We start from the raw sequence: 17,280 nt of genomic DNA, 5'->3' as shown, positions 1-17,280 counted from the left end.
CTTACCGCGCGCGAAGCTTTAAATTTAAGCCTCGCTCTTTGCGCTTTCGATATCGTCGTTAGCGCCTAAATTTCGCACCAGCCGGGTAGGCATGCTGTTATCTTTTTCAAATTTAGAGATGATCTCCACGATCTGCTCTCCAGAGACCGTCTCCTTCTCATATAGCGCCTTCACCATCTCCTCGATCGCCGGAGCGTAGGTTCTTAGCGTCTCTTTTACCGCCGCATAGCGCTCATCCAGCGTCTTGCGGACATATTCGTCGATCTTAACCGCCGTTACCTCGCTGTAATCCTTGATGCTCTGTCCACCGTTTAGGAAGGAGTACTGCTGCTTTTCTAGCACCGCAAGCCCGAGAGCTTCAGTCATTCCGACCTGAGTAGCCATAAATTTAAGCATATCGGTAGCGCGCTGTAGATCGTTGCCCGCTCCGTCGGTGATCTCGCCCAAAAACACATCTTCCGCCGCGCGCCCCGCCAAAAACGTATCGATCTCGGCAAAAATTTCATGGCGCTGGTGCAGGTATCTATTTTCAAACGGAGAATTTAGCGTATATCCCGCAGCGCTCAATCCGCGCGGCACGATAGTTACTTTCGATACCGGCATCGCGCCTTTAGTAAGCTCGGCGATGAGCGCATGACCGCTTTCGTGGTAGGCGACGATCCGCTTTTCAATCGGGCTTACGCGGCGCGATTTTTTAGCCAGTCCGATGCCGACGCGCTCGATCGCTTCGAGTAGGTCTTTTTGCTCGACCTCCGCCTTTGCCTCACGACCCGCCAAAAGCGCGGCTTCGTTGATGATGTTTGCAAGATCGGCTCCCGCAAAGCCCACGGTAAGTCGCGCGATCTCTTCGATATCGATGTCGCGGGCAAATTTAACATCGCGCATATGCACCTTCAAAATCGCCATTCTGCCGTCAAAATCAGGTCTATCGACTAGAACCTGCCTATCGAATCTGCCTGGACGCAGAAGCGCCGCATCCAGCGTCTCTGGGCGGTTGGTAGCCGCAAGAACGATTACCGGGCTTGATTCCGAGCCGAAGCCGTCCATCTCGGCAAGCAGCTGATTTAGCGTCTGCTCGCGCTCGTCGTTACCCCCGCCGATACCGCCTGCGGTTCTGCTTTTACCGATCGCGTCGATCTCATCGATAAAAACGATCGCCGGAGCCTGTTTTTTAGCGTTATCGAATAGATCGCGCACCCTGCTGGCGCCCACGCCTACGAACATCTCTATAAAGCTGGAGCCCGATACCGAAAAAAACGGTACGTCCGCTTCGCCCGCGACCGCTTTGGCCAGCAGCGTCTTGCCCGTGCCCGGAGGTCCAACCAAAAGCACGCCTTTTGGAATTTTAGCCCCGAGGCTTATATATCGCTCGGGGTTTTTTAAGAAATCTACGATCTCTTTAACCTCCTCTTTCGCCTCTTCGACGCCCGCGACATCGCTAAATTTAACCTTCGGCTTTTCGGCGCTTACCAGGTTTTTAGAGCTTCCGATGCCGAGCACGCCGCCGCCCATATTGCGCTGCATGCGGTTGGCTAAAAACATCCAAATTCCAAAGAAAATCACGAGCGGCAAGACCCAGCTAAAGAGCAGATCGGTCAAAAAATTGCTCTCGTTATACGCGCCGTATGGAATTTTGCGCGATTCTAAAATTTGAACCAGCTCGGGGTCATCCACGCGCTTGGCGGTGTAGATTACGTTGCCGACTTGCGCTTTAATCGTGGAGCTTCCGATGGAAACCATGCTTACTTGGGAGTTTTTGATCTGCGATTTTAGCTCGGAGTAAGTTACGTTTCTACTCTCGCCCGAAACGGAGCCCAGCACTCCACCGCTATCAAATCCGCCGCTTGGGGATATCGCTTTAAACACCACTATCAAAATAAGCGCGAAAATTATAAAAACGCCGATCGGATTTTTATTGAAAAAATTGTTTCCGCCGCCGTTTTGAGGGGGTTGATTATTTGGGTTGTTATTCATATTTTCCTTTCATAAACGAAGCTAAGCCATTCGTTTTGCTTTTTCATCTGCACGAAATTCAAATCCGAAAAGGCCTGCTCTATCCTATCTTTATATTTTTCTAAAATTCCCGACAGCACGAGCTTGCCGCCGGGTTTTAGCGCCTTTTTTAGATCCGCGCTTAGGATCAAAATCACGTCGGCGATTATATTTGCGACGACGAGATCAAACTGCGGCTGCGCGGCTGCGCTTGAGCTTTGCTCACCCAAGCTTGAAACGCTGCCGAGCCAAATTTTATCGATCTGCACGCCGTTTTTCTCGGCGTTTTGCTGCGTAGCGGTCACCGCCTGCTCGTCGGTATCGCAAGCGCTTACCTTTGCGTCCAGTTTTTTCATCGCGATACTTAGAATTCCGCTGCCGCAGCCCACGTCAAGCGCGCTCATGCCCGCGCGAGTAAGCTCGCTAAGCAGCGCTAGGCACATATTGGTGCTTTCGTGATGCCCCGAGCCGAACGCCAGCGCAGGATCGATCAGAAGATCCAATAAAGAGCCGTCTTGCGATCGCTCGCACCAGCTCGGACGGACGTAAAATTTGCCGACCGCTACGGGCGCGACGCCTTTTTTGTATTCGTCTAGCCAATCTTTGTTTTGCTTTTTTGAAATTTCGATCTGCAGATCTGCGTCTAAATTAAGAGATCGCGCGAGCCCCTTTTTAAACTCCTCAAACGCAAATTTTAAATTTTGCAGATCCTCTTCGTCGCGGATTATGAAGCGCTCGCTATCCTCCTCGACGCAGGTAACGCCGAGCTCAAACGCAAAGCTCTTGAAAAGCTCGCTCGCATTCGCGCTTTTTACGATCATCTCATAAAAAAAATCTTTCATCGCCTCACATCGCCTTTAAATTTTAAAATTTGCATATTACTAAAATTTAGTTCAAACTTTGCTTACGCTCGGGCGTTTTTATATAGCTTCAAACGCCTTTTTAAGATCGAGCGTGCCCTCGTAATACGCCTTACCGACGATAACGCCTGCGATGAGCCCTGCGTTTTTAAGCGCGATTATGTCGTTCATATCTTTCACACCGCCGCTTGCGATAGTATCGATGCCGCAAGCTTTCGCGATAGAGCGGCTAAATTCTACGTTTACGCCGCTTAGCATCCCGTCGCGCGATATGTCGGTGCAGATGATTGCGCAAACGCCCGCGTCCGCGTAGTCTCGCGCCAGATCGGTCGCTCTTACGCGGCTTAGCTCAGCCCAGCCCTCGGTCGCTACGAGCCCCTCTTTTGCGTCTATGCCCACGACGATGCGGTAAAGCTTCGCCATTCTCCTTACGAAATCTCTATTTTTAAGCGCTGCTGAGCCGAGGATACATCTATCGACGCCTAAGCTCAAATACTCCTTTATGCGCGCTTCGTCGCGGATGCCGCCGCCCACTTCTACGCGCAGGCGCGTGCTTTTTACGATCCGCTCGATCGCTTTGAAATTTACCGCCTCGCCCGCAAACGCGCCGTCCAGATCAACTAAATGCAGCCACTTAGCGCCGAGATCTTCAAATTTTTTGGCTAGCTCGCAGGGGTCTTTGGAATAAATTTTTGCGCTTTGCATATCGCCCTTGCTAAGGCGCACGGCGCATCCTTGTTTCAGATCGATCGCAGGGAAAATCTCCATCACAGCTCCGTAAAATTTTTAATGATTTTTATGCCCGCATCGTGGCTTTTTTCGGGATGCGGCTGAAAGGCAAATACGTTTTCGCGCCAGATCGCGCTTGCAAACTCATAGCCGTAAAACGTGGTCGCAAGCGTGATCTCGCGCGCGCAAAGGACGTGGTAGGAGTGCACGAAATACAGATACTCAAACTCGCCCAAGCCCGCGTTTATCGGCGAGCGCTTGATAAAATGCGCGCTGTTCCAGCCGACGTGCGGGATCTTTAGGCTTTCGGCACAGGTAAAATTTTGCCCGCAGCATTCGCCAGACTCCGCCTCGTCTGAATTAAATTTCGCCCCGCCCGATCTAAATTTAAAATCTTCGGACCTGGATTCCACTCCCTGAATATTAAATTTCGTTTTGTCAAATTTCACGACGCGACCGGGCAAAATTCCAAGCCCGCTACGCGCGCCAAATTCCTCGCTTTGCTCGAACAGAAGCTGCATCCCAAGGCAGATGCCTAAAAAATATCTGCCGCTTGCTACGAATTCTTTAATCGCGGCGTCCATACCGTTTGCGCGAAGCCTATCCATCGCCTCGCCGAATGCGCCCACGCCCGGAAGCAGAGCCTTATCGCAGCTCAAAAGCTCCTCGGGGCTGCGCGCGAGGCAAAATTTAGCGCCGCAAAAACTAAGCGCGTTCATTACGCTTCGGATATTGCCCGCGCCGTAATCCACGATGCCGATCAAGCCGTGCCCTTCATATCGTTTAATCGGTGCGAAAACTCGGGCACGATGCGCTTTAGCTTATCCGCGACCTGCGCGTCCTCGCACTCTGAAAGCTCCTCGATCTGCGAGCTTAGCTCTTGCAGGTCGTATTTTGCGGAGTGGGTTACGAATATGGATTGGTACTTCGTGCTCTTGTCGTTTTCGTCGATCAAAAGCTCCTCGTAAAGCTTCTCGCCGGGACGCAGACCGACAAATTTAATGCCAAGCTCCTCCTTGCCGGCAAGCTGCAGCATTCGCTTGGCAAGATCGGCGATCTTTACGGGCTCGCCCATATCCAGCACGAAAAGTTCGCCACCCTGCGCGATGGAGGCCGCTTGAAGCACCAGCTGGCACGCCTCGCTAACGAGCATAAAATATCTCGTAATTTCGGGGTGCGTAACGGTAAGCGGCTCGTTCGCTTCGATCTGGCGTTTAAATTTAGGGATAACGCTGCCGCTTGAGCCGAGCACGTTTCCGAAGCGCACCGCGACGATCTGCGTATCGCTTGCCGCATCGTTGGAATTTAGCGCGTAAAGCTCGCAGATACGCTTCGTAGTGCCCATAATGTTCGTCGGTCGCACCGCCTTATCAGTCGAGATCAAAACGACCTTTTTCGCGCCGTATTTTTTGGACAGATCGATTACGTTTTTTGTGCCGATGACATTGTTCTTGACCGCTAGATGCGGATTAAATTCGCATAGCGGCACGTGCTTATACGCCGCTGCGTGCACGACTACTTCGGGATGAAATTCTGCAAAAACCTCCTCCAGCTCATGGCGATAAACGACGTTTATCATCTTTAACTCGTTGCGCGCATCCGCGCCGGTGGCTTCGTTAATTGAGTAGAGGTTAAACTCGCTGTGTTCGACCATGATAAGACGCTTTGCGCCAAATTTCAAGCATTGCTTACAAATTTCGCTTCCTATCGTGCCGCCCGCGCCCGTTACCAGCACGATCTTGTCTTTGATAAAATTTTCGATCGCTTTGGTGTCGAGGTCTTTGGGCTTGCGCGCGAGCAGATCTTCGATCGATACATCGCGGATCTTTTTGCTCTCATCCTCCAAAAGCGAAAAGAGCTTGATATCCTTTAGCCCGTATGCAAAAAGCTCGTCGTAGAGCTGCTTTAGCTCGTCCGGATACAGCGCCAGCGCGATGATCGCGGTTTTAGCGCCGCTATCTTTGATCATCTGCGGAATTTCGCCCTTGGCTCTGACGACGTAGTTTTCGCAATACGTTCCTACTAGCTCAGGCCGCCCATCTACGACGCCCACCGGATAGTAATTAATATATTTTTGCCGCATACCCTTTAGGACGTGAAAGGTCTTGCTCGTAGCGCCTACGACGATACAAGGCTCGTTATTCGTGATATTTTTCTTCTCGCTTAGAAACATCCTCTTTGAAATTCTAATCCCACCGATTAAAATAAACGAGATCGCCGCATCGATGATGATGACCGAGCGCGGGAAGGGGTTAAAAATTTTACTCGCTAGAAAAAACAGGATTAAAAAGGTAAGCGCTGCCATCACGTGCGCATAGAAGAGCTTCCTCGCTTCATATAGCCCGAAAAATCTCCACGGAACTAAATAGATCCGCAAAAACCAAAAGTAGAAAATTTTAATCGCAGTAAGGCTCGAGGCGCTAAGCAGCGCGCCTTTATAAAATTCGTTCGGTATATCTCCGCTAAATCGCAGCAAAAACGCGATGTAAACGGAGAGGATCGAGATAAAAATATCTCCTAGCAAAAAAAACGCGAAGCGGCTAAATTTAGTGGGTTTTAACAGCATCAGATGTTTTCTTTTACGATTTTTACGACGCGCTCGATCGTCTCGTCACTCATATCGGTGCCACTAGGAAGGCAGATGCCGCGACTGAACATATCCTCGCTCGTGCCGTCCGTGACGCTAAGCGCGCCTGCGAAGATGCTTTGCAGATGCATCGGCTTCCAAAGCGGACGAGATTCGATGTCGGCTTTATTTAGGGCGTCGATTACCTTTAGATGGGCATTCTTTTTCTTAAATAGAAGCGTCGTAAGCCATCTGTTGCCCTCGCCGCCTTCTACTTCGGGCATAAACTCCACATCGGTGCCTCTAAACAGATCCTCATAAATTTTAAAAATTTCGCGTTTTCTCTTTACACGCTGCGGCAAGACCTCCATCTGGCCTACGCCGATAGCTCCTAAGACGTTGCTTAAGCGGTAGTTATAGCCGTAGTCCTTGTGTTCATAGTGAAGCAGCGGCTCGCGCGCCTGGGTGCTTAAAAATCTAGCCTTAGCCACTAGCTCCTCATCGTTTGAGATCAGCATTCCGCCGCCAGAAGTGGTGATGATTTTATTGCCATTAAAGCTTAGCGCGCCGCATTTTCCGATACCACCAAGTGCTTTACCCTTATAAAATCCGCCCAGCGCCTCTGCGGCATCCTCGATGAGATCGATATTTTCATTAGCGCAAATTTTGCATATCTCATCCATCTTCGCAGCCTGTCCGTAAAGATGCGTAACGACGAGCACCTTTGGCTTTTTCGGCGATTTTTTGATCGCTTCTTTAAGCAGCTTCGGGCTTAAATTCCAACTCTCGTCGCTGTCTATCAGCACCGGCACGCAGCGCTCGTAAAATATCGGATTTAGCGACGCCATGAAGGTAAACGTGGAGCCGAGCACCACGTCGCCGTCCTTTACGCCACTGCAACGAAGCGCTAGATGAAGTGCCGCCGTGCCTGCGTTTAGCGCCAGCGCGCCGCGCGTGCCAGTATAGGACTTCACTGCGTCCTCAAATCGATTGACATATTCACCCAAAGGCGCTATATAGTTGCTCTCAAATACCTTTTTTATATACTCAAGCTCATCACCACCCATATTCGGCGGGCTTAAAAATACTCTTGCCATCTCTATCCTTCCTTGATTTAAAATTTAACCTCGCGCGATGCAGGGCTAAATTTAGCTTTCGGCATTAAAATTTAAATGCTCGGATTTTATCACTTTTAATGCTATAAATTTTAAATTCAGCTATTTTTTTTAATCACGCGAGCAGGCACGCCTACGGCTACGCTGTCGCTAGCTATATCGCGCACCACTGCAGCGCCCGCGCCGATGATGCAGCGCTGCCCGATACTTAGCCTCTGAATGACGCTGGCACCGATACCGATGTGCGAAAACGCCCCCACTTTCACGCCGCCCGCAAGCGCCGCATTAGGGCTAATGTGCGCGAACTCGCCGATCTCGCACTCATGCTCGATTACGACGCCTGAATTGATTATCGCGCCGCGACCGATTTTAGCTTGAGCGTTTATCACGGCGCCGGGCATTACGACCGCGCCCTCGTCGATAGTGGCGCTTGGGCTAACGATGGCGCTTTGATGAATTAGCGTCGCTATCTCAAAACCCGCGCACGCTACTCTCTCTTGGATCTTTGCGCGGGTTTTATTATCGCCGATTGCGATTATTACGGGATGCTTCGGCAGATCCTCGCTAAATTTCAGCCCCGCCGCGTCGTCTAAAAAAACGACCTCGCTAAATTTAGCCCCGCGCGCGGCTAGCGCGACGTCCGCAACCACCAGCCCGTGTCCGCTTGCGCCGTAAACGTAAATTTTAGTTGTGCCCATTAAATTTCTCCGTCGTCGCCATACCCTCTTTATTCACGCCCTCTTTCGCAAGTACCTTTTTAATCGTCAAAAGCGCGATCTTAAGATCGAGCGCGAAGCTTAAATTCTGCGCGTAATACGTATCGAACTCAAATTTTTTCTCCCAGCTGATCGCGTTGCGACCGTTTACCTGCGCAAGCCCCGTGATGCCCGGGCGCACGCTGTGTCGCAAGCGCTGCTGCGGCGAATAAAGCGGCAAGTATTCGATCAGTAAAGGGCGCGGCCCGATGAAGCTCATATCGCCCTTTAGAACGTTGAAAAGCTGCGGCAGCTCATCCAGGCTTAGCGCACGGATCTTTTTGCCGTAATCGTTCAGCCGCTCTTCGTCGGGCAGAAGCCCGCCGTCCGCGCCGCGCTCGTCGCTCATCGTTTTAAATTTGTAAATTTTAAAAATTTGCTCATCAAACCCCGGGCGAGATTGCGTAAAAATCGTGCTTTTGCTAATGTGTTTGCGGATCAAGAACCACGTAAGCGCCATCACGGGCGAAACCAAAATAATCAAAATCAAAGCCGCCGTAAAATCAAGCGCGCGTTTTAAAAAGCTCTTATACATCGATAAATTTCCTATAAACCTCTAAATATTTTTCCGTGACGATCTTTTCGTCGTAATTTGCAAGCACCATCTCGCGCCCATTTCGTCCCAGCCTTTCGCAAAGCGCGGTATCGTCTAATAAAATTTCGATCTTTCGCGCAAAATCACCCGCGTCGCGAGTGCGGCAAATTAAGCCGTTGATGCCATCTTGTACCGCCTCTACGCAGCCGCTACAGTCGCTTACCACGCAGGCTCGCGCCATGCTCATCGCCTCTAAAACCGTGCGCGGAAAGCCCTCCTTGTAGCTAGGAAGTGCCAGTAGGTAACTAGCCTTCAAAAGCTCCGGCACATCATTTCTGGCACCCAGATAATGCACCGCGCCGCTTCGCAAAAACGTAGGATCGGCGGTGCTTTTATTGCCCGCAAAGCCCTCGCCTACGAAGACAAATTTTGCATCCAATCGATCTTTTAAAATTTCTGCTGCTTCGTAGAATTCTCTCACGCCCTTATGCCACATCGCGCGAGCTATCATCAGTACGATCTTTTTGCCGTGCAAATCCCAGCCCAGATCCGCTGCACTAACGATTTGGGGGTTGAACCTTTCAGCATTTACGCCTACACTTTTAATCCTTATGACCTTTTGCTTTGTAATAAGCCCGCGAGATAGCATGTAATCGGGATCGGCATCGTTTACAAATACGCAAGCATCCGCCTGCGAAAATGAAAATTTATAAAGCTTCTCCAATACCGCTCGTACGAGCCTTGTTTTAATATCATCGTCGATATAAAAGCTACCCAGCCCCTCGACTAAGTTTATCACATATTTTATACCTGCCTCACGAGCCGCTAGCGTACCAAACACGTTTGATTTGTGCGCAGCTGTTTGCAGCAGGTCCAAATTTAACCTCTTTAACTCACGCGCAAGGGCTTTGGTGTTGCTAAATACGGTAAGCGGATTTAGGCTCGCTCGATCAAGATCGTAGGTTACGGCATTAAAATCGCGCGCTAAATCCTGCGTATAAGCGCCACGAGGAGCGATTGCGAAAACCTCGTGCCCGCGCTCTTTTAAAGCCTGCATTATCGGGCGGCGAAAGAAATGTAAGCTCATATCGGCATGGCTTAAAAACCCTATGCGAGCCATATGCTGCATTCCTTGCTTGGCGTTGCGAGATTAAATTTCATAAATTTCTCCTTAGATTGCGGCAAAATTTTATCTAGCGCTTTAATTTATAAACTTTCACAGCAGGGCTTAAGATCACAGGCTCGAATAGCTCGGGCCTATATCTTTCAAATACAAAAAGCTGAATGTAGCTTGAGTTTAGCATCGTCTTATCTAGCAGCAAAAATCTCCCGTAATCGCGCATGAAAATCACGTAAAATTGCGCGCTGCTGTCCATATTAAACTCTTTTACCGCAAGCTTGCCATTCGCGTCGTAGCTCGTTTCGTAAAAGGTATTGATCGCAAATTTTCTGCCGCTATACTCTAAATTTAAAAGGCTCGGTGAGATCGAAAAGCCGTTGTCCATATGCACGCCGCTTTGATCCTGAACGAACCTATCGCTCGTTATAAAAAACAGCTCATTTAGCTGCTTGCCGTCGGTGATATCGATGTTTGAAAACTGCGTGACGACGGGGAAGATATTCATCATGCGATCGGGCAGGATGTAGTAGATGTCGCGCGTAGGCTTCGGCGGCTTAAAATCAGCCAGTCCCAAGCTTAAGATAAAATCATTTACATCAGTCGCGTTATAGTCTTTTAAAATTTGCTTTAGCTTGTTTGGAATTTTTTCGCTATATCCGCGCTCGGTGTATTCGACATCCAGGCGCGCCATATTTGCGGAGCTCATCTGATCTTTAAAAAGTGCGAAACTAACGGGGAAATTATCGTTGCCTAGGTGTTTACCGCCGTCGATGAGGGTTTTTACATCGCTGTAATAGCGTATGCCGTAACCGTAATCCCACCACGAAAGTGCGTAATCCTCGCGCTGCGCCTTATCTTTGAGCTCATCTAGCACCCGTACCTCACTTTGATAAAAGACCGTATCGACCTTGTACGAGACGATGTGCTGCCACGCTGGATAGATCGCAAGCGCCGTTAAAATAAGCAGTATCGCGCGTGCAGCGATCTTTGGCAGATCCAAGCGCTTTACGCAAAAATACAAAATATATCCGAAGCTCAGCCCCATCACGCCCACAGCGTAGATCGTAAATCTAAGGCCCGCTTTGTTTGCCGCAAAGCCCAAAAGCAGAAGTGGGATCGAGAGCAAAAATTCCTTATGCCTAAAGCAAAGCACTACGTATCCGATCGCTGCGATCACGAAAACCGCGACGTGCGAGCTGATGCGCTCCATAAAGATCTTAGTTGGCACGATGCCTGATTCTTGGATTGTTTGATTGACGTTGAAAAAATGAAATGCCGTATCGGCGTTGTCCGCAAAGGAGCGGAAGATATAAAATTTCGCCTGAAAGATGATCGGGCTAAGGCCCCCGTTTGCGACGAAAAAGACTACGGCAAGTGCGCCGATAATCGCTAAAATTTTAAAATTTAATAGCTTTCCTTTAAATGCAAAGAGCCAAAATAGCGTAAGCGAGATTAAAATTTTAGCTACCAAAGGCGTGGAGCAAAGCGCGATCAAAAAGATGATCATCGCTTCGTAATTTACTCTACTTTTTCGCTTAAAAATCAGCGTATAGGCGAAAAACATGGCGAGCATCATGGAATTTAGCGAGAAGCTTGAGGGATACCACCACATATAAAATATCGTAAACGCACCCAGCCAAAACAGCGTGCTGCGCGAGCCGCGCGTGCAGATACGGATAAGCGCCCACAAAATGCACATCGCAAGCACGATATTTAGCATATCGGTGTCGTAATCCCCCGCCATAGTGCGGTTGTAGTAGCTATTCGCCACGCTCGCGACAAGCGCGCCGATGAAACCCGCGCGCATGCAGCGAAACTCGCTTGAGATAAGCAAGATCGGCACTACGATGAGCGAGCTAAACAAAGCCGGTAGATAAACGAAGATCGTCTCGATTTTAAAGGGCAAAATTTCAGCCAAAAACGCCGTCACGATCGAAAGCGGCGCGCTAAAGTAGCTAAGATCGTTGGGCTGATGAAAGCCAGCGAGTCGGTCGCGCGCGCCCTCTGCAAAGGCATAGCCGTCGTTGGTGTTTATCATCAACTCGCCGTCCCAAAAAAAGTAATTCGGAAAGCCGCTCGCCCAATGCACCCACCACATGCGAAACGCCACGCTAAAGACAAATGCGAACACAATCATCAGCAAAATATGCTTGGAAAACTCATAATTTTTTATGAAGCCAAAAATTCTACGCCTGGCAGGGAGCACGCCAGCTGACTGATTTTTAGAATTTTGGGAATTTTCTGCTGTAAAGCTTTTAGAATTATCAGAATTTATGCCGTTTGTAGAATTTAAAGCACTTGCAGAATTCGCATTTTTAAATTTAGCCAAATTAGCGGCTTTTGCGGAATTTTTATTTGTAGAGTTCGCAACGCCAGCGGAATTTTTATTTGTAGAATTTTTGCTCGTGGAATTCGCAGTGCCCTTTAAATTTGAGTTTGCAGAATTTGCGCCTGCGGAATTTTCAGAATTTACCGAGGTAGAATTTCGTCCGCTTGATTTTTTAGCCTTTTTGGATTTTTTTTGTGCTCGCATTTTTGCAGAAGCAGCGCGCACTTGATCGTCACTTAAATTCTTAACGCCGGCGTGCGCGGAATTTTTGCTCGCAGAATTTTTTGCATCAAGCGCGGAATTTTTATCGCTCTGAGGCACAGCATCCTCGCTACCCTCAAGCTCGGCATTTTCGCCGCTAAAATTCTCTCCGCCATCTGCGGAATACTCTGCGTCAAAATTTCCCTCACTAGCGAAATTTTCGCTTAAGGCAGCTTTGTCGGCACCCATTGATTGCGCGCCTTTTTGATCGGACGATCCTTCGTCGATCTCTCTGACGCTAAAAGCCTTTTTTTCTTCACCCACGCCTATTTTCCTTCGTCGATTTGTTCTATTTTTGCGATCAGCTCGCTTGCTATCCGTTTTTTATCGAAAAACGAGGCTCTAATTTTAGCCTTTTTCTCATAAAATTTTACATAATTTTCATCATCCAGCGCTTTTTGCATCGCCGCTTGGGTGCTTTCTAGATCGTTCACGCCCACCAGCACGCCCCATTCGCTCTGCCCCATAAGTTCGCGCGCGCCGCTTTGATGATCGCTTGAAATCACGAGCTTGCCGCATGCAAGCGCTTCGATGAGCGCGTTTGAAAACCCCTCAAAAAGGCTTACGAAGACAAACGTGTAGCATCTGGCCATATATTTATACGGGTTTGCGTCAAAGCCCAAAAGCTTCACGCGACCGCTTAAGCCTAGCTCCTCTATCAGAGCCTCAAGCTCGGCTCGTAGCACGCCGTCGCCCAAGATCAGTAGGTCTTTGTCGTTATTTTTTAAATTCGCATACGCGCGGATCAAAAGCGCGTGGTTTTTGCCCGCATCGAGCCTGCCGACGCTTAGGAAAAAGGGCCGCTCCTGCGCGACCTGTTCCTCTGCCTTGCGCCCGATCTCATCAAGATCGATCGCGTTGTATAGCACGCTCATCTTGCGCTCGTCGATTCCGAAATTATCCGCCAGATCGCGCAGATTTCCAAGCGAGTTTGGAAAGATAAAATCGGCCTTCGGATAGAGCTTGCGCAGCAAAAATTTTGAAATTTTGGATTTGAAGCTCGGCTCTTTATACAGCACCGACGGCGTCGAGCATTCGTTAAAAATCATCGTTCCGCCCAGTCCGTAAACTCGCGCCAGCGCCGCCACGTAACACGGGCGGTTCATCCAAACGAAGTGGATGTCGATACCTAGGCGCTCGCATAGTTTTTTGTATCGCAGCGCCAAAAACGGCAGCTTTGCGAGCTTCAGCAGTCCGTTTTCAAAAGGGGCTGATTTTTCGATGAAATGAATCTGCACGCCGCTTGGAATTTCATAAAAAATCCTCTCATTCATCAGCACTAGATGCACTTCGTAGCGCGCCGTAAGCTCGCCTAAGAGGTTACTTACAACGCGCTCGGCGCCGCCGCCTCCCATCGAATAGATAAAAACGCTTAATTTCTTCATCCCTTTACCTTTTAAATTTCTGCCGCGCTATAAATTTAAGCTTTGCTCGCGCCTTTTTATGCGAGCATGCGCCGCGCAATCTGTTTAAATTTAGCGCATTTTGCGCTACCTCCAAGCGGGCAAAATTTCATCGCGCGATGCGCTTTGTAAATTTAAACGCGCTACTACGCTTGGCGCAAGAGCCTATCTTAGCACACCGAAGTTTAAATTTAATCCCTGCGCGCCGCAGAGCATCGATAAGCGGCTGCTATTTGCGCGCAAACCGATCTATCAAGCCCTGCCAAAGCTCAACTATGCGCTCTTGCGAAAACTCGTCTAAATTTTCATTTGTATTTTGCACGAGAGCGTCTCGCAGCGCCTCATCACGCATTAAATTTTCAAGCTTGCTCGCAAGTTCATTCGCATCGCCGCATTTAAACAAAATGCCGCTAAAGCCATTCTTTATGAGCTCTTTTGCGCCCGCCGTGTCGCTGCTAAGCCGTGCGCAGCCGTAAAATGCAGACTCAATCAGCACGTTTGAAAGCCCTTCATTAAGCGAACTGAGCACAAAAATTTTGGCTTCTTTATACAGTTCGCTCACGTCCTGCTTATGCCCTAAAAATCGCACTTCAAGTCCAAGCCGCGCCGCCAGCTCGCGCAAGCTTTCGCGCAGCGAGCCGTCGCCCGCGATTAAAATTTCCCACTTCGCAAGCAGGCTTTTATCGATCCTGCTTAGCGCGTCGAAGTAAATTTCATACCCCTTGACGGGCTCAAGCCTGCCGACGCTTAAGATCACATTTCGCTTAGCGCTATTGGTATCGCAAATCTCGCCGAAAAAGGGGTTATGCACGACGAAGCAGTTTTTGACAAATCGCGAATAGTACTCAAAGTCCGAGCGCGTAAGCACCGTAAGCGCGTCCACTTTTTTATAGCACAGATCGCGCACGCGGCTAAAAAGCCCGCTTGGCAGATAATCGTGCGCGTTGTGCTCGGTCGCGATGAGCGGGATGCCTAGCCCGAAACTTGCGATCGCGCACGCTACGTTCGTCCAGTCCATAAAGCTGATGATGACGCTCGGCTGCTCTCGCTTGAAACACTTGCGCAAAATTCTGTATTTATCGAACCTGCCGCCGTTTTTATAAACATCCAGATGCAAAAATTTTATCTTTTCGCTAAATTTATACCTGCCCTCGTCGTTTTCCAAAATCGCGATCGTAACGTCGTTTGCGCGCGCAAAATAATTCGCCAAAACCTGCAGCACGCGCTCGGCGCCGCCGTTTCTAAGAGCCGCGATGACGAATAAAATTTTCATTTTAGCTTCCGATAAATTTTATAAAATAGCCGCAAAAGCGCGGGGCTAGCGTAAAACAAGACCATCATCAGTGTCTGCGTGTGGCTTGCATGCGCCGCGAAAAATCTAAAATCCAGCCGCTCGCGCACCAAAGCGTGCAGTGAGCGGATCTGATCTGCAGCTTCTGCGGCGTTTAAAGGCGAGCGGGGATCTGCGGTCTTTCTTTGCGACGCAGAATTTTGCTTAGAATTCCGCATATAATTTTGCTTGGCGGAATTTTTAAATGCGGAATTTTTACCGCATGCGCAAGATAAACTACCAGCGTCATGCAAATCTGCCTCGTTTGTCAAACCGCACGTATTAGCCTCAGAAGGAGAAGTTGCATCTCCATCCAAGCCTGCAGCGTCAAAGCTCGATTTGATAATTAAAAACGCCGTATTCAGCGCGGACTCGCAGCGAGTGAAATTAGCCTCACGCGCCAAGCTCGGATAATTCGCAGCGATCGCCTCAGTATAGCGGCGCACCGCAGCGATGACCGCAAGATGCCTGCGCGCGAATGAGTTTACGGTAGAGCCCGCCCTTACGCGATAAAAATATAAAATTTCATCCGTGCACGCCGTAATGGAAGCGTTAAAAATATCAAAAAATATCGCCACATCCTCATAGATCTGCCCCATAGGAAAGCGCAAAGCAGTGAAAATTTCGCGAGCAAACAGCGCGCGCCAAACTGCAGTGCTAAAATACGGATCCTGCGTACAGCTGCGTCTAAAAAGCTCTTGCGGCGATATTTTGTATTCGCCTGCGCAGGTATTTAAATTTGCAGCTCCTCCCGGATCGCTAATCTCTTTAGAATTTTGATTTTCTTTAGAATTCAAAGCCGCCTTGAAATTATTTATTTCGCTCTCGTCGCTAAATGCTGTGTAGCCGCACATAGCTATTTTGGTGCAAAATTTCTGCGTCAGGCGAAAAAGCGTCTCAATCAAATCAAAGCTTATCAAATCGTCGCTATCTACGAAGCTGATAAACTCCCCGCGAGCGACATCTAAAGCAGCGTTTCGCGCGCTAGCCTGCCCGCCGTTTGGTTTATGCAGCACGCACACACGGGGATCACGCGTGACGTATTCGTCGCAAATCGCCTCGCTGCCGTCATTTGATCCATCATCTACGAGCAAAATTTCTAAGTTAGTATAGGTCTGCGCCGTGATGCGCTCCACGCAAGCGCGCAGGAATTCTTTGACATTATAAACGGGGATGATGACCGAGATTAGGGGATTTTCGCTCATTATTCCTCTCTTTTTATCGTAGCGGCTATGAAATCCAGCCAGCGTCGCCCGATCGTTTCAATTTTAAAGCTCTCTTCGCGCTTAGAGGCGTTTTGCACGAGCCGCTCGCGTAGCTTCTCGTCGCTCATTAGAATTTCAAGCTTTTTTGCGATGCTCGCGCTATCGCCTACAGGGCACAAAAACCCATCTACGCCGTCGCTTATAAGCTCGCTAGGACCTGCGATGCAATCCGTAGAAATTCTGGCGGTGCCGAAAAATATACTCTCCATCAAAATATTGCAAAAGCCCTCCATCTTGGAGGTTACGACTACGATTTTAGCACGCTCGTAAAGGCTCTCGATATCGCGCACAAAGCCGATGAACTGCACATTTAAGCGCAGCTTCGCAGCTAGGCTTTCAAGGCTCTTTCGCTCCTCTCCGTCGCCTGCGATCACCACCTTCCACTCTTTTAAAAGATTGAAATCTATAAGCGCAAGCGCCTTAAGAAGGACATCAAAGCCCTTATAGACATTGAGCCGGCCGGCTGCTAGGATGATATTTTCTTTAGGCGGGCGAGCATCTTTAACATGGCTAATCTCAAACATCGGATTAGGCATAATCATGCGATTTTGCACATATGTGTAATGATCCAGATCGAATTTACTAAGCACACTAAGACCTGCAGCCCTCGGATAAAAGATCCGCTTGAGCGCTCGCCAGATCGGACTTTTTAAAAAACGATGATTGGTGTGCTCGGAGACGATGATTTTCTGCCCAACTCCGAGGTTTGCGATAAGCGTAAGGACATTGGTATTATCTAAAAACGAGATTACTACGTCAAATTTACGACTTTTTAGAAGCCTGTGCAAGGCTAAAATTTTATCGTAGCGCTTTTTTATATTGCCAAATACTCCCAAATCGCCCACTCCCAAATTCAAGCTAAGAAGCTCGATCTTAGGATCTAGCGCGTAAAATGGCTCATCTGCGTCAAATTTTATCACGCAGACTTCATTCTCACGGCAGAAAAAATTTGCCAGCACGCTTAGCACGCGCTCGGCACCGCCCTTGCCTAAAGCAGAAATTACCATGGCTATTTTCATT

Annotated in this window: 14 protein-coding genes; all 14 read right to left on the bottom strand. The window is 49.1% G+C overall.

All coding sequences use genetic code 11. The annotated features are described in order from the left end of the window. Nucleotides 1-24 precede the first annotated feature (24 nt). Nucleotides 25-1,974, bottom strand: a complete 1,950-nt coding sequence (gene ftsH / locus Q0537_RS01830) for an ATP-dependent zinc metalloprotease FtsH (RefSeq protein ID WP_298054113.1) — start codon at nucleotides 1,972-1,974, stop codon at nucleotides 25-27. Next, nucleotides 1,971-2,834: a 50S ribosomal protein L11 methyltransferase gene (locus Q0537_RS01825; protein ID WP_299224612.1), complete on the bottom strand. Its 864-nt coding sequence runs from the start codon at nucleotides 2,832-2,834 to the stop codon at nucleotides 1,971-1,973. Before Q0537_RS01825 ends, ftsH begins: the two co-directional genes overlap by 4 nt. Before the next feature lie 78 nt (nucleotides 2,835-2,912). Beyond that, entirely contained in the window at nucleotides 2,913-3,620 is a 708-nt protein-coding gene (hisA, locus tag Q0537_RS01820; protein ID WP_299224610.1) for a 1-(5-phosphoribosyl)-5-[(5-phosphoribosylamino)methylideneamino]imidazole-4-carboxamide isomerase, read from the bottom strand. Next, complete coding sequence (gene hisH / locus Q0537_RS01815; protein ID WP_299224607.1) at nucleotides 3,620-4,345, bottom strand: imidazole glycerol phosphate synthase subunit HisH; 726 nt, start codon at nucleotides 4,343-4,345, stop codon at nucleotides 3,620-3,622. The genes hisA and hisH overlap by 1 nt, the downstream gene beginning before the upstream one ends. After that, entirely contained in the window at nucleotides 4,342-6,147 is a 1,806-nt protein-coding gene (locus Q0537_RS01810) for a nucleoside-diphosphate sugar epimerase/dehydratase (protein WP_299224605.1), read from the bottom strand. The genes hisH and Q0537_RS01810 overlap by 4 nt, the downstream gene beginning before the upstream one ends. Beyond that, complete coding sequence (gene pglE, locus Q0537_RS01805; RefSeq protein WP_299224603.1) at nucleotides 6,147-7,244, bottom strand: UDP-N-acetylbacillosamine transaminase; 1,098 nt, start codon at nucleotides 7,242-7,244, stop codon at nucleotides 6,147-6,149. Before pglE ends, Q0537_RS01810 begins: the two co-directional genes overlap by 1 nt. A gap of 116 nt (nucleotides 7,245-7,360) precedes the next feature. Continuing rightward, nucleotides 7,361-7,960: a UDP-N-acetylbacillosamine N-acetyltransferase gene (pglD, locus tag Q0537_RS01800; RefSeq protein ID WP_299224601.1), complete on the bottom strand. Its 600-nt coding sequence runs from the start codon at nucleotides 7,958-7,960 to the stop codon at nucleotides 7,361-7,363. Further along, nucleotides 7,947-8,552 (bottom strand): undecaprenyl phosphate N,N'-diacetylbacillosamine 1-phosphate transferase, encoded by a 606-nt coding sequence (gene pglC, locus Q0537_RS01795; RefSeq protein WP_299224599.1) that lies wholly within the window; start codon nucleotides 8,550-8,552, stop codon nucleotides 7,947-7,949. Before pglC ends, pglD begins: the two co-directional genes overlap by 14 nt. Then, the gene (locus Q0537_RS01790) at nucleotides 8,545-9,672 is read right to left on the bottom strand and encodes a glycosyltransferase family 4 protein (RefSeq protein WP_299224597.1); all 1,128 of its coding nucleotides are present in this window, start codon (nucleotides 9,670-9,672) and stop codon (nucleotides 8,545-8,547) included. The genes pglC and Q0537_RS01790 overlap by 8 nt, the downstream gene beginning before the upstream one ends. A 73-nt stretch (nucleotides 9,673-9,745) precedes the next feature. After that, nucleotides 9,746-12,526 (bottom strand): STT3 domain-containing protein, encoded by a 2,781-nt coding sequence (locus tag Q0537_RS01785; RefSeq protein WP_366811121.1) that lies wholly within the window; start codon nucleotides 12,524-12,526, stop codon nucleotides 9,746-9,748. A gap of 2 nt (nucleotides 12,527-12,528) precedes the next feature. Next, complete coding sequence (locus Q0537_RS01780; RefSeq protein ID WP_299224595.1) at nucleotides 12,529-13,647, bottom strand: glycosyltransferase; 1,119 nt, start codon at nucleotides 13,645-13,647, stop codon at nucleotides 12,529-12,531. A 247-nt stretch (nucleotides 13,648-13,894) separates the two neighbouring features. Further along, the gene (locus Q0537_RS01775) at nucleotides 13,895-14,938 is read right to left on the bottom strand and encodes a glycosyltransferase (protein ID WP_299224593.1); all 1,044 of its coding nucleotides are present in this window, start codon (nucleotides 14,936-14,938) and stop codon (nucleotides 13,895-13,897) included. Next, the gene (locus tag Q0537_RS01770; RefSeq protein WP_299224591.1) at nucleotides 14,935-16,200 is read right to left on the bottom strand and encodes a glycosyltransferase family 2 protein; all 1,266 of its coding nucleotides are present in this window, start codon (nucleotides 16,198-16,200) and stop codon (nucleotides 14,935-14,937) included. Before Q0537_RS01770 ends, Q0537_RS01775 begins: the two co-directional genes overlap by 4 nt. Further along, nucleotides 16,200-17,279, bottom strand: a complete 1,080-nt coding sequence (locus Q0537_RS01765) for a glycosyltransferase family 4 protein (protein WP_299224589.1) — start codon at nucleotides 17,277-17,279, stop codon at nucleotides 16,200-16,202. The genes Q0537_RS01770 and Q0537_RS01765 overlap by 1 nt, the downstream gene beginning before the upstream one ends. Nucleotide 17,280: the final 1 nt, after the last annotated feature.

Source organism: uncultured Campylobacter sp. (genome assembly GCF_938017775.1).
Lineage (GTDB): Bacteria > Campylobacterota > Campylobacteria > Campylobacterales > Campylobacteraceae > Campylobacter_B.
The sequence above is the reverse complement of the archived record's forward strand: the minus strand, read 5'-3'. Positions and strand labels throughout refer to the sequence as shown.

Bases quoted from the DNA above. Each gene is read 5' to 3' on its own strand.
- ftsH (WP_298054113.1), bottom strand. From the start codon at position 1,974: ATGAATAACAACCCAAATAATCAACCCCCTCAAAACGGCGGCGGAAAC.
- Q0537_RS01825 (WP_299224612.1), bottom strand. From the start codon at position 2,834: ATGAAAGATTTTTTTTATGAGATGATCGTAAAAAGCGCGAATGCGAGC.
- hisA (WP_299224610.1), bottom strand. From the start codon at position 3,620: ATGGAGATTTTCCCTGCGATCGATCTGAAACAAGGATGCGCCGTGCGC.
- Q0537_RS01810 (WP_299224605.1), bottom strand. From the start codon at position 6,147: ATGCTGTTAAAACCCACTAAATTTAGCCGCTTCGCGTTTTTTTTGCTA.
- pglE (WP_299224603.1), bottom strand. From the start codon at position 7,244: ATGGCAAGAGTATTTTTAAGCCCGCCGAATATGGGTGGTGATGAGCTT.
- pglD (WP_299224601.1), bottom strand. From the start codon at position 7,960: ATGGGCACAACTAAAATTTACGTTTACGGCGCAAGCGGACACGGGCTG.
- pglC (WP_299224599.1), bottom strand. From the start codon at position 8,552: ATGTATAAGAGCTTTTTAAAACGCGCGCTTGATTTTACGGCGGCTTTG.
- Q0537_RS01790 (WP_299224597.1), bottom strand. From the start codon at position 9,672: ATGGCTCGCATAGGGTTTTTAAGCCATGCCGATATGAGCTTACATTTC.
- Q0537_RS01780 (WP_299224595.1), bottom strand. From the start codon at position 13,647: ATGAAGAAATTAAGCGTTTTTATCTATTCGATGGGAGGCGGCGGCGCC.
- Q0537_RS01775 (WP_299224593.1), bottom strand. From the start codon at position 14,938: ATGAAAATTTTATTCGTCATCGCGGCTCTTAGAAACGGCGGCGCCGAG.
- Q0537_RS01770 (WP_299224591.1), bottom strand. From the start codon at position 16,200: ATGAGCGAAAATCCCCTAATCTCGGTCATCATCCCCGTTTATAATGTC.
- Q0537_RS01765 (WP_299224589.1), bottom strand. From the start codon at position 17,279: ATGAAAATAGCCATGGTAATTTCTGCTTTAGGCAAGGGCGGTGCCGAG.